The sequence below is a fragment of the Delftia acidovorans NBRC 14950 genome, from assembly GCF_001598795.1.
Taxonomy (GTDB): Bacteria; Pseudomonadota; Gammaproteobacteria; order Burkholderiales; family Burkholderiaceae_C; genus Comamonas; species Comamonas acidovorans.
Map to the genome: position 1 here is coordinate 25,058 of NZ_BCZP01000041.1, position 9,471 is coordinate 34,528.

The following is a 9,471-nucleotide window of genomic DNA, read 5'->3' on the forward strand; positions in this document are numbered from 1 at the left end:
TCACAGGGTTCGGAGTCGATTATGGCGTGCGCAAGCGCATGCAGGGCAACCGGCGCGCCTGCACTGCGTTCCATGCCACAGCTGCCTCCCGCATCCGTGGCTCCGAAACCTGTTGCCGTTGCTATTGCAGTTGCAGGCTGGCGAAGAAGTTGTTGGCCTCGTCTGTGCGCGGCTTGTCGCTGTAGATCACGGCATGGTAGAGGCGCGCGCCTGCCGGCTCCATTCGTGCAAACCACACGCCATGGGCGGTGAGCTTCCAGCCCTGGGGCCCCACGCCTTCAAACGTGGTGCGCAGCGACTGCGGCAGATTCAGTGCGCCTGCAGGCAGGAAAGGGCCATCTTCCTTGGAGCGCAGTTGCTTGGCGCCCGCCGGTGCCTGCCCCGGAGCACCCGGGTTCATCTGGCCGAGCACGGCTGCCTGCCAATACGACAGCATCTCGGCGGCTCTGGACGGCTCGCTGACCAGGAAGTGGGACACCGCGTAGGTCGACGCATCGGCATCGCATCCCATCATGGACATCTGCACCGTGCCCATGCCCTGGCCCAGCTCCACCGGCCGTGTTGCGGATTGCGGATCGCAGGGCAAGAGCACGCGCAGCGGCGTGCCTTCGACCGCGACCTGCCGCCAATCCAGCCTGGGACTGCAGGCGGCCAGGGGCGCCAACACCAGCAGCGCGGCGCCGAGCCGCAGGGCCAGAGCGCGGCCCTTTGCTTTAGAAAAGCTTTCCATCAATGTCATGCCGGCATTATCGGCATGGCCCGACCTGTCCGAGCCCCGAACTTTTGCCCTTGCCGCGCATCGAAAGGCGGTGCACGGCATGCGTGCAGGCCTTCGGGCGCAACTTTGGGCACAATCGTCGCTATGGCAAGCAAACATTGGATCGCAGGCGTGATGATCGCCGCAGCCGCCGGCATGGGCGCATGGGTGTATTCGGGTGCCGGCCAGACGGCCGCGCCGCAGTCCACCTTCGTACTGCTGGACGGCAGCAAGCAGACCACGGCCGACCTCAAGGGCAAGGTGACCTTGGTGAACTTCTGGGCCACCAGCTGCACCACCTGCGTGGCCGAAATGCCCGAGATCGTTGCCACCCACCAGAAATTCCAGAGCCAGGGGTTCGAGACCCTGGCCGTGGCCATGAGCTACGACCCGCCCAGCTATGTGGTGAACTTCGCCGATTCGCGCAAGCTGCCTTTCAAGGTCGCGCTGGACAACACCGGCGCCGTGGCCCGGGCCTGGGGCGATGTGCAACTGACTCCCACCACCTACATCGTCAACAAGCGCGGCGACATCGTGAAGCGCTATGTGGGCGCACCTGACTTCGCTGAGTTGCATCGGCTGATCGAGAAGCTGCTGGCCGAGGCCTGATACAGCGCAGACCAGGGCACAAAAAAACCGGCACCAGGCCGGTTTTTCATTGGTGCATCCTCCGCCCGCCGCTCAACGGCTGCGGAAGCTGTCGTGGCAGGCCTTGCAGCTGGCGGCGGCCGGGCCGAAGGCGGCCTTGAGCTGGTCCAAGTTGCCGGACTTGGCCGCAGCCGCGAGCTTGACCGTCTCGGCCTGCATCTTCTCCGACAGGTCCTGGAACTTGGCCTGCTCCTTCCAGATTTCAGGCTTGGCCTTTCCACCTTCCGTGCCCGCGCCAAACGCGGCCCAAGGCAGCTTGGCCATGAAGGCCACCACCTCGGCGTTTTCCTGGGCCGCCTTGGCATCGAAGGGGATCTTTCCGTTCGCCATGGCGCCCAGGCGCCCGAAGTGCTGGCCCAGCACGGCGAGCGCGCCCTGGCGGTACTTGATGGCGTCTTCGGACTTGGCGAACTGTGCGGACGCGGGCAGCGCCGTGGCGGCCAGCAGGGCGGCCAGCGCCCATGCAGAAACTTTCTTCATCGTGGTTTTCCTTTGGGAGTGTGGGGAAATCTGCCGGGCCAGTATGGCAGCGGCATCTTGCCGGCGCCGCTTTGATTGACCACGGCCAGGGTGCATTCCTGGTGCTCGCAGGAATGCGGGGCGGCACAATGCCTCATCCCCATCCCCATCCCCATCCCAGCTTTCATGCCATGGCACAAGAATCGACCACACAAGGCGCCGCCAAGCACAAGGTCCGCATCTGGGACCTGCCCACCCGGCTGTTTCACTGGCTGCTGGCCGCAACGGTGGTCGGCCTGGTCGTGACGGCCAAGCTGGGCGGCAATGCCATGAACTGGCATCTGCTGCTGGGCCATGCCATGCTGGCCCTGCTGCTGTTCCGCCTGCTTTGGGGCCTTGTGGGCGGCCGCTGGTCGCGCTTTGCCAGCTTCATCCACGCGCCGGCCACCGTGCTGCGCCATGTGCGGGGACAAGGAACGGAGAGCGACAGCGCAGGCCACAGCCCGCTGGGCGCCCTGTCCGTGTTTGCCATGCTGGCCGTACTGATCGCCCAGGTGAGCAGCGGGTTGCTCAGCGACGACGAGATTGCGTTCTCCGGGCCGCTGGGCCGCTTTGTATCGGGCGACACCGTGGCACAGGCCACCGCCTACCACGCGCACTGGGGGCAGTATCTGCTGTACGCGCTGGTGGCCCTGCACCTGTTGGCCATCCTTTTCTATGCCTGGCGCGGACGGAGCCTGGTGCGCGCCATGGTGACGGGAGACAAGCACTTGCCCGAACCCCTGCCCTCTTCACGCGACACGGCAGCCAGCCGCCTGTTGGCATTGGTCCTGGCGTTGGTGGCGGGGGCCGCCGCATGGTGGGTGCAGCAGCTGGGGGGTGCTTTCTGACGGCGTGGCCAGATGTTGCCAGCTTGCCGCTACACTGCGTTTTCCGTCGTTTTAGCCAAGTGCCCGTGGACAAGCCTGCTGTCGCCTTGCTGGCGCCGAATCCCCTGGAAGACATGGACGAAGTCCGCCAGATCTTCCAGGAGTACGCCGCAAGCCTGGATGTCGATCTGCAATTTCAAGATTTCGAGGCCGAGATCGCCGATCTGCCTGGCGACTACGCATCGCCGCGCGGCCACATCCTGCTGGCCAAGGTCGATGGCGCCGTGGCCGGCTGCTGCGCCTTGCGCCCGCTGGACAACTGCGATTACGCCAACGCCGCCGAGATGAAGCGCCTGTTCGTGCGCAAGGCCTTTCGCGGTTTCGGCCTGGGCCGCCAGCTCGCCGAGGCCATGCTCGATGTGGCGCGCCAAGCCGGCTATGACCATGTGCTGCTGGACACGCTGGACGACATGGAGTCGGCGCGCGCCCTCTACACGGACCTGGGCTTCGAGGAAATCCCGCCCTACTATCACAACCCCATCGCAGGGGCGCATTACCTCAAGGCCGATATCTTCTAGGGCCGGCTGAAGCAGCCCCCTGAAATACAAAAAGGCATTGCACCTGGGTGCAATGCCTTTTTTCGCAAAAGCGCGGTGCCCAGGCCCGGCAGGCCTGCAGCACGATCAGGATCAGGCCTTGGCCTGGCCCAGCAGGGTGGCAGCGTCGCTGACTTCGAACTTGCCAGGGCCTTCCACGTTCAGCGTGGCGACCTTGCCGTCCTTGACCAGCATGGAGTAGCGGTTGCTGCGCAGGCCCAGGCCCTTGCCGTTCAGGTCCAGCGTCAGGCCGGTGGCCTTGGCGAAGGCGGCATCGCCGTCTGCCAGCATGCGCACCTTGCCGTCGGTCTTCTGGTCACGGGCCCACGCGCCCATCACGAAGGCGTCGTTGACCGACAAGCACCAGATCTCGTCCACGCCGGCAGCCTTGAAGGCTTCGGCCTGCTCCACGAAGCCGGGCACATGCTTGGCCGAGCAGGTGGGAGTGAATGCGCCGGGCACGGCGAAGACCGCGATGGTCTTGCCGGCAGCGGCTTCGGGCAGCTTCACGGGGTTGGGGCCGATGCTGCAGCCATTGCCTTCGACTTCCACGTATTCCATCAGGGTGGCAGCGGGCAGGGCATCTCCGACTTTGATCATCTCTATCTCCTTTGTGGTGCAAAACCGGGGGCCGCCGAAATGGCGGTCCCCAAACGAAAAAACGACCCACATTGTGGGTCGTTTCCTGTGGCCTTGCAGCCGGTGGGCCTGTGTAGGCTTACACCAGAGCAGCCTTTTGCACCAAGCGGGTAGCAACCCAGTTCTTGGTCTTGGACAGCGGGCGGCTTTCCGTGATTTCAACCACGTCGCCCAGCTTGTATTCACCTTGCTCGTCGTGAGCGTGGTACTTGCTGGACTTGATCATGATCTTGTCATAGATCGGGTGCTTGACGCGGCGTTCAACCATGACCGTCACGGTCTTGGCACGCTTGTCGCTGACCACCTTGCCAATCAAGGTGCGCTTGAGGGATTTTTTAGCTTCCGTCATGTCGGCTTCCTGATTACTTGGCAGCTTGCTTTTCAGCAAGGATGGTCTTGGCGCGGGCGATGTCACGGCGCGTAGTACGCAGCGTGTTCGTGTTACCCAGCTGTTGCGTAGCCTTTTGCATACGCAGGCCAAAGTGAGCCTTTTGCAGGGACTTCACTTCGGCTTCCAGGCCGGCAACGTCTTTTTGGCGGAGTTCAGCAGCTTTCGTCATGTTGTTCTCCTTAGGCACCAATTTGACGGGACACGAAGGTCGTACGCAGCGGCAGCTTTGCAGCGGCCAGGCGGAACGCTTCACGAGCCAGCTCTTCAGGGACGCCCACGATTTCGTAGAGCACCTTGCCGGGCTGGATTTCGGCCACGTAGTACTCGGGGTTGCCCTTACCGTTACCCATACGCACTTCTGCGGGCTTGGTAGAGATTGGCTTGTCCGGGAACACGCGGATCCAGATACGACCGCCACGCTTGACGTGACGCGAGATCGCGCGGCGAGCCGCTTCGATCTGACGCGCCGTCAGGCGACCACGGTCAGTGGACTTCAGGCCGAAGTCACCGAAAGCAACGGAGTTACCACGCGTTGCGATACCGGTGTTGCGACCCTTTTGCTCCTTGCGGTATTTGCGGCGAGCAGGTTGCAGCATCTTTATTCTCCTTTACCGTCCGCTGCTGTAGCGGGCGCGTCAGTCTTGCGAACGCGCTTAACGGAATCAGCGCCAGCGCCGGCGGGCTTATCGCTGCCGTCAGCAGGTGCTGCGTTAGCGCCTGCGGGGCGGCGGGCACCACGGCCAGCACCGTCACGACGACCATCGCCGCGACCATCACGGCGGGGGCCGCGAGGACGACGTTCTTCTTCGGGGCGGGGGGTCTCGGCTGCCGGCAGGTCGTTACGACCCAGCGTGTCACCCTTGTAGACCCAGACCTTCACACCGATCACACCGTAGGTCGTCTTGGCTTCGGAGAAGCCATAGTCGATGTCGGCGCGCAGTGTGTGAAGTGGCACACGGCCTTCGCGATACCACTCGCAACGTGCAATTTCGATACCGTTCAGACGGCCCGAAGACATGATCTTGATGCCTTGGGCACCCAGACGCATGGCGTTTTGCATTGCACGCTTCATGGCGCGGCGGAACATGATGCGCTTTTCGAGCTGCTGGCAGATCGAATCGGCGATCAGCTTGGCATCGATTTCAGGCTTGCGCACTTCTTCGATGTTCACAGCCACGGGCACGCCCAGACGGGTTGCGAGTTCCTTCTTCAGGTTCTCGATGTCCTCGCCCTTCTTGCCGATCACGACACCAGGACGTGCCGAGAAGATCGTGATGCGGGCGTTCTTTGCAGGACGCTCGATCAGGATGCGCGACACGGCGGCATTCTTCAGCTTGGCCTTCAGGAACTCGCGCACCTTGATGTCTTCGGCCAGCATGCCGGCGAAGTCACGGTTGCTTGCGTACCAACGGCTGGCCCAGTTGCGGCTAACAGCCAGGCGGAAGCCGGTAGGATGGATTTTCTGTCCCATATTCTTCCCAGGCCTTTCAGTTGCCAACCGTCACGTACACGTGGCACGTGGGCTTGCTGATGCGATTGCCGCGGCCCTTTGCACGCGCGGTGAAGCGCTTGAGCGTGGTGCCTTGTTCGACGAAGATGGTCTTGACCTTCAGTTCGTCGATGTCGGCGCCGTCGTTGTGCTCGGCGTTGGCGATGGCGGACTCGAGCACCTTCTTGATGATCACGGCAGCTTTTTTCTGCGTGAACGTCAGGATGTTCAGGGCTTGGTCCACTTTCTTGCCGCGGATCAGGTCCGCGACCAGGCGACCCTTGTCCACAGACAGGCGGACGCCACGGAGAACAGCACGTGTTTCAGACATGTTCTATTCCTTACTTCTTGGCTTTTTTGTCCGCCGGGTGACCCTTGAAGGTACGGGTCAGCGCGAATTCGCCGAGCTTGTGGCCGACCATCTGGTCAGTCACATACACGGGCACGTGCTGCTTGCCGTTGTGCACGGCGATGGTCAGACCGATGAACTCGGGCAGAACCATGGAGCGACGCGACCAGGTCTTGACGGGCTTCTTGTCCTTGGTGGCGACGGCCTTTTCGGCCTTTGCCAGCAAGTGATGGTCAACAAACGGACCCTTTTTAAGAGAACGAGTCATTTGCTACCCTTTACTTCTTGCGACGCGACACAATCATCGACTGCGTGCGCTTGTTGTTACGGGTACGGTAGCCCTTCGTCAGGTTGCCCCATGGGTCAACAGCGTGACGACCTTCACCGGTCTTGCCTTCACCACCACCGTGCGGGTGATCGACAGGGTTCATCACCACGCCGCGAACGGTCGGGCGAATACCCATCCAACGCTTCACACCGGCCTTGCCCAGACGGCGCAGGCTGTGTTCTTCGTTGGCGACTTCACCGATGGTCGCGCGGCATTCGATGTGCACCTTGCGCACTTCGCCGGAACGCATACGCACTTGGGCGTAGATGCCTTCACGGGCCAGCAGCGTAGCCGACGTACCTGCCGAACGGGCGATCTGCGCGCCAGCGCCGATCTTCAGTTCGATGCAGTGGATGGTCGAACCCACGGGGATGTTGCGGATCGGCAGGGTGTTGCCCACGCGGATCGGGGCTTCCGAACCGCTGACGATCGTTGCGCCGACTTCCAGGTTGCGCGGAGCAATGATGTAGCGACGCTCGCCGTCGGCATAGCACACCAGAGCGATGTGGGCCGTACGGTTGGGGTCGTACTCAATGCGCTCGACCTTGGCGGGGATGCCGTCCTTGGTGCGCTTGAAGTCCACCACGCGATAGTGGTGCTTGTGGCCACCGCCCTTGTGACGGGTGGTGATGTGACCGTTGTTGTTACGGCCCGACTTCTGGTGCTGAGGCTCCAGCAGAGGGGCGAAACCTGCACCCTTGTGCAGATGGTCACGCGTGACCTTGACCGTGCCGCGTTGGCCGGGGGTCGTCGGTTTGAGCTTGATAACAGCCATGATTACGCAGCCTCCCCGGACAGGTTCAGCTCTTGACCGGGCTTGAGCATCACGTAGGCCTTGCGAACGTGGTCGCGGCGGCCAGTGGTCTTGCCAAAGCGCTTGGTCTTGCCCTTGATGTTCACCACGGAGACACCAGCAACTTCCACCTTGAACATCAGTTCCACGGCGGCCTTGATTTCATGCTTGGTGGCGCTCTGCAGCACCTTGAACGTCACGGCGTTGGACTTCTCGGCAACCATGGTGGCCTTTTCGGACACGATGGGAGCAACCAACACCTGCATCAGACGACCTTCGTCAAACTTGAGCGTGCTCATTCGAACATCTCCTTGAGTTTGTCGATCGCACCCTTGGTGACGAGCACTTTCTTGTAGTGCACCAGCGACACGGGGTCGGCGTAGCGCGGCTCGACCACGAACACGTTCTTCAGATTGCGGGAAGCCAGGTACAGGTTCTCGTCGACTTCTTCAGCGATCACCATGACCGATTCCAGGTTCATGGCCTTGAACTTGTCGGCCAGCACCTTGGTCTTGGGGCTTTCGAGCTTGAGCGAGTCCACCACGGCCAGACGGCCTTCGCGGGCCAGCTGCGACAGGATGGCAACCATACCGGCGCGGTACATCTTCTTGTTGATCTTCTGCGTGAAGTTTTCTTCAGGCAGATTCGGGAAGATGCGGCCGCCGCCACGCCACAGAGGCGAGGAAGACATACCAGCACGAGCACGGCCGGTGCCCTTTTGCTTGAACGGCTTGGCAGTCGTGTGACGAACCTGCTCGCGGTCCTTCTGAGCGCGAGTGCCCTGACGTGCGTTGGCACGATAGGCGATCACGATCTGGTGGACGAGGTCTTCGTTGAATTCACGACCGAAAACAGTCTCGGGCGCATCGAACTTGGATGCGGCCTGGCCTTGTTCATTCAGGAGTTCGAGCTGCATTAGTTCGCTCCCTTGGAAGCTTTGGCCTTGATGGCGGGGCGCACCGTCACGAAGCCACCCTTGGAGCCCGGAACAGCGCCCTTGATCAAGAGCAGTTGGCGTGCTTCGTCAATGCGAACCACGTCGAGATTTTGGGTGGTGATGGTTTCATCGCCCATGTGACCGGTCATCTTCTTGCCCGGGAACACGCGACCTGGATCCTGGGCCATCGAGATGGAGCCGGGAACATTGTGCGAACGGCTGTTGCCGTGCGAGGCGCGCTGCGAGCGGAAGTTGTGACGCTTGATGGTGCCGGCGAAGCCCTTACCGATGGAAGTGCCTTGCACGTCCACCTTCTGGCCCACCGAGAACAGCTCGGCGACGGGCAGGACGGAGCCTGCGGCGTACTTGCCAGCGGTTTCTTCGGTCACGCGGAATTCACCCATCACTTCACCGGCTTCGACACCTGCCTTGGCAAGGTGGCCGGCTTCTGGCTTGGTCACGCGAGATGCCTTGCGCGAACCGAAAGTGACCTGCAGGGCCACGTAGCCATCGTTCTCTTGGGTTTTGACCTGAGTCACACGGTTGTTGGACACATCCACCACCGTGACGGGCACTGCGTCCCCGTCATCGGTGAACAGACGCATCATGCCCACCTTGCGACCCAGCAACCCGAGGGAGTTGCTCAGACTCATTTGTTTGCTCCAAAACTTTCGCCGCTGAAACTGCAATTGGCCCAGCGTTGCGCTCCCGCCCCAGATGTCCAAGGCCTTGCGCACGAAAGAAGGTTGATAAAACTTCGCTCAAGAAAGGCGAAGCCCCAAATTTTAACGCGAACTGCCTTTTCAAGCAAGTTCGCGTTAAATCAAAGCCCTTCAACGGCCCCGCAAGGGGCCGTGAAGTTCTTATTGCAGCTTGATCTCGACGTCCACGCCTGCGGGCAGGTCCAGCTTCATCAGAGCGTCAACCGTCTTGTCAGTCGGGTCAACGATGTCCATCAGGCGCTGGTGAGTGCGGATTTCGAACTGGTCGCGGCTGGTCTTGTTGACGTGCGGCGAGCGCAGGATGTCGAAACGCTTCATGCGTGTCGGCAGGGGCACAGGGCCCTTGACGATCGCACCGGTGCGCTTGGCAGTGTCAACGATTTCAGCAGCCGACTGGTCGATCAGCTTGTAGTCAAACGCCTTCAGGCGGATGCGGATTTTTTGCTTGGACATTGTGTATTCCTAGTTTTCCAAGAATTACGCAATGATCTTTG

Annotated in this window: 17 protein-coding genes; 3 read left to right on the top strand and 14 right to left on the bottom strand. The window is 61.7% G+C overall.

Annotated elements, in window-relative coordinates; all coding sequences use genetic code 11:
- Positions 1 to 121: 121 nt before the first annotated feature.
- The gene (locus tag DA1_RS27835; protein ID WP_012202344.1) at positions 122 to 739 is read right to left on the bottom strand and encodes a hypothetical protein; all 618 of its coding nucleotides are present in this window, start codon (positions 737 to 739) and stop codon (positions 122 to 124) included.
- 123 nt (positions 740 to 862) lie between these two features.
- Here DA1_RS27835 and DA1_RS27840 point away from each other — a divergent pair, with 123 nt between their 5' ends.
- Positions 863 to 1,366, top strand: a complete 504-nt coding sequence (locus DA1_RS27840; protein WP_034397890.1) for a TlpA disulfide reductase family protein — start codon at positions 863 to 865, stop codon at positions 1,364 to 1,366.
- Positions 1,367 to 1,438: 72 nt separating this feature from the next.
- On the opposite strand, the gene DA1_RS27845 is transcribed toward DA1_RS27840, so the two are convergent.
- Positions 1,439 to 1,885, bottom strand: a complete 447-nt coding sequence (locus DA1_RS27845) for a c-type cytochrome (protein ID WP_034397888.1) — start codon at positions 1,883 to 1,885, stop codon at positions 1,439 to 1,441.
- A 170-nt stretch (positions 1,886 to 2,055) separates the two neighbouring features.
- On the opposite strand from DA1_RS27845, the gene DA1_RS27850 reads away from it, so the two are divergent.
- Entirely contained in the window at positions 2,056 to 2,754 is a 699-nt protein-coding gene (locus tag DA1_RS27850; RefSeq protein ID WP_034399098.1) for a cytochrome b/b6 domain-containing protein, read from the top strand.
- 65 nt (positions 2,755 to 2,819) lie between these two features.
- Positions 2,820 to 3,311 carry a GNAT family N-acetyltransferase gene (locus DA1_RS27855; protein WP_013800251.1) on the top strand — a complete coding sequence of 164 codons (492 nt, stop codon included), beginning with the start codon at positions 2,820 to 2,822 and terminating at the stop codon, positions 3,309 to 3,311.
- A gap of 111 nt (positions 3,312 to 3,422) precedes the next feature.
- Here the strand turns inward: DA1_RS27855 and DA1_RS27860 are convergent, their stop codons facing one another.
- The 12 genes from DA1_RS27860 to rpsJ form a co-directional block, all read right to left on the bottom strand.
- Positions 3,423 to 3,929, bottom strand: a complete 507-nt coding sequence (locus DA1_RS27860) for a peroxiredoxin (protein WP_013800250.1) — start codon at positions 3,927 to 3,929, stop codon at positions 3,423 to 3,425.
- A 118-nt stretch (positions 3,930 to 4,047) separates the two neighbouring features.
- The gene (gene rpsQ / locus DA1_RS27865) at positions 4,048 to 4,317 is read right to left on the bottom strand and encodes a 30S ribosomal protein S17 (protein ID WP_012202338.1); all 270 of its coding nucleotides are present in this window, start codon (positions 4,315 to 4,317) and stop codon (positions 4,048 to 4,050) included.
- Positions 4,318 to 4,330: 13 nt separating this feature from the next.
- Complete coding sequence (gene rpmC, locus DA1_RS27870; protein WP_012202337.1) at positions 4,331 to 4,528, bottom strand: 50S ribosomal protein L29; 198 nt, start codon at positions 4,526 to 4,528, stop codon at positions 4,331 to 4,333.
- 10 nt (positions 4,529 to 4,538) lie between these two features.
- Positions 4,539 to 4,955, bottom strand: a complete 417-nt coding sequence (gene rplP / locus DA1_RS27875; protein WP_012202336.1) for a 50S ribosomal protein L16 — start codon at positions 4,953 to 4,955, stop codon at positions 4,539 to 4,541.
- A 2-nt stretch (positions 4,956 to 4,957) separates the two neighbouring features.
- A complete protein-coding gene (gene rpsC / locus DA1_RS27880) occupies positions 4,958 to 5,830 on the bottom strand; it encodes a 30S ribosomal protein S3 (RefSeq protein WP_012202335.1) in 873 nt (290 codons plus the stop codon).
- Positions 5,831 to 5,846: 16 nt separating this feature from the next.
- Positions 5,847 to 6,179 (bottom strand): 50S ribosomal protein L22, encoded by a 333-nt coding sequence (gene rplV, locus DA1_RS27885; RefSeq protein ID WP_012202334.1) that lies wholly within the window; start codon positions 6,177 to 6,179, stop codon positions 5,847 to 5,849.
- Between the two features lie 10 nt (positions 6,180 to 6,189).
- Positions 6,190 to 6,465, bottom strand: coding sequence for a 30S ribosomal protein S19 (rpsS, locus tag DA1_RS27890; RefSeq protein WP_012202333.1), 276 nt, complete (start codon positions 6,463 to 6,465; stop codon positions 6,190 to 6,192).
- Positions 6,466 to 6,475: 10 nt separating this feature from the next.
- The gene (gene rplB, locus DA1_RS27895; protein WP_012202332.1) at positions 6,476 to 7,300 is read right to left on the bottom strand and encodes a 50S ribosomal protein L2; all 825 of its coding nucleotides are present in this window, start codon (positions 7,298 to 7,300) and stop codon (positions 6,476 to 6,478) included.
- A gap of 2 nt (positions 7,301 to 7,302) precedes the next feature.
- Positions 7,303 to 7,617 (bottom strand): 50S ribosomal protein L23, encoded by a 315-nt coding sequence (rplW, locus tag DA1_RS27900; RefSeq protein ID WP_012202331.1) that lies wholly within the window; start codon positions 7,615 to 7,617, stop codon positions 7,303 to 7,305.
- Positions 7,614 to 8,234 carry a 50S ribosomal protein L4 gene (gene rplD / locus DA1_RS27905; protein WP_012202330.1) on the bottom strand — a complete coding sequence of 207 codons (621 nt, stop codon included), beginning with the start codon at positions 8,232 to 8,234 and terminating at the stop codon, positions 7,614 to 7,616. The genes rplW and rplD overlap by 4 nt, the downstream gene beginning before the upstream one ends.
- Positions 8,234 to 8,908 carry a 50S ribosomal protein L3 gene (gene rplC, locus DA1_RS27910; protein ID WP_012202329.1) on the bottom strand — a complete coding sequence of 225 codons (675 nt, stop codon included), beginning with the start codon at positions 8,906 to 8,908 and terminating at the stop codon, positions 8,234 to 8,236. Before rplC ends, rplD begins: the two co-directional genes overlap by 1 nt.
- A gap of 210 nt (positions 8,909 to 9,118) precedes the next feature.
- Entirely contained in the window at positions 9,119 to 9,430 is a 312-nt protein-coding gene (rpsJ, locus tag DA1_RS27915; RefSeq protein WP_003059431.1) for a 30S ribosomal protein S10, read from the bottom strand.
- Positions 9,431 to 9,471: the final 41 nt, after the last annotated feature.

What these genes read in the sequence shown, in the direction of transcription:
- DA1_RS27835 (WP_012202344.1), bottom strand. Translation starts at nt 739, where the DNA reads ATGACATTGATGGAAAGCTTTTCTAAAGCAAAGGGCCGCGCTCTGGCC.
- DA1_RS27840 (WP_034397890.1), top strand. Translation starts at nt 863, where the DNA reads ATGGCAAGCAAACATTGGATCGCAGGCGTGATGATCGCCGCAGCCGCC.
- DA1_RS27845 (WP_034397888.1), bottom strand. Translation starts at nt 1,885, where the DNA reads ATGAAGAAAGTTTCTGCATGGGCGCTGGCCGCCCTGCTGGCCGCCACG.
- DA1_RS27850 (WP_034399098.1), top strand. Translation starts at nt 2,056, where the DNA reads ATGGCACAAGAATCGACCACACAAGGCGCCGCCAAGCACAAGGTCCGC.
- DA1_RS27860 (WP_013800250.1), bottom strand. Translation starts at nt 3,929, where the DNA reads ATGATCAAAGTCGGAGATGCCCTGCCCGCTGCCACCCTGATGGAATAC.
- rpsQ (WP_012202338.1), bottom strand. Translation starts at nt 4,317, where the DNA reads ATGACGGAAGCTAAAAAATCCCTCAAGCGCACCTTGATTGGCAAGGTG.
- rpmC (WP_012202337.1), bottom strand. Translation starts at nt 4,528, where the DNA reads ATGACGAAAGCTGCTGAACTCCGCCAAAAAGACGTTGCCGGCCTGGAA.
- rplP (WP_012202336.1), bottom strand. Translation starts at nt 4,955, where the DNA reads ATGCTGCAACCTGCTCGCCGCAAATACCGCAAGGAGCAAAAGGGTCGC.
- rpsC (WP_012202335.1), bottom strand. Translation starts at nt 5,830, where the DNA reads ATGGGACAGAAAATCCATCCTACCGGCTTCCGCCTGGCTGTTAGCCGC.
- rplV (WP_012202334.1), bottom strand. Translation starts at nt 6,179, where the DNA reads ATGTCTGAAACACGTGCTGTTCTCCGTGGCGTCCGCCTGTCTGTGGAC.
- rpsS (WP_012202333.1), bottom strand. Translation starts at nt 6,465, where the DNA reads ATGACTCGTTCTCTTAAAAAGGGTCCGTTTGTTGACCATCACTTGCTG.
- rplB (WP_012202332.1), bottom strand. Translation starts at nt 7,300, where the DNA reads ATGGCTGTTATCAAGCTCAAACCGACGACCCCCGGCCAACGCGGCACG.
- rplW (WP_012202331.1), bottom strand. Translation starts at nt 7,617, where the DNA reads ATGAGCACGCTCAAGTTTGACGAAGGTCGTCTGATGCAGGTGTTGGTT.
- rplD (WP_012202330.1), bottom strand. Translation starts at nt 8,234, where the DNA reads ATGCAGCTCGAACTCCTGAATGAACAAGGCCAGGCCGCATCCAAGTTC.
- rplC (WP_012202329.1), bottom strand. Translation starts at nt 8,908, where the DNA reads ATGAGTCTGAGCAACTCCCTCGGGTTGCTGGGTCGCAAGGTGGGCATG.
- rpsJ (WP_003059431.1), bottom strand. Translation starts at nt 9,430, where the DNA reads ATGTCCAAGCAAAAAATCCGCATCCGCCTGAAGGCGTTTGACTACAAG.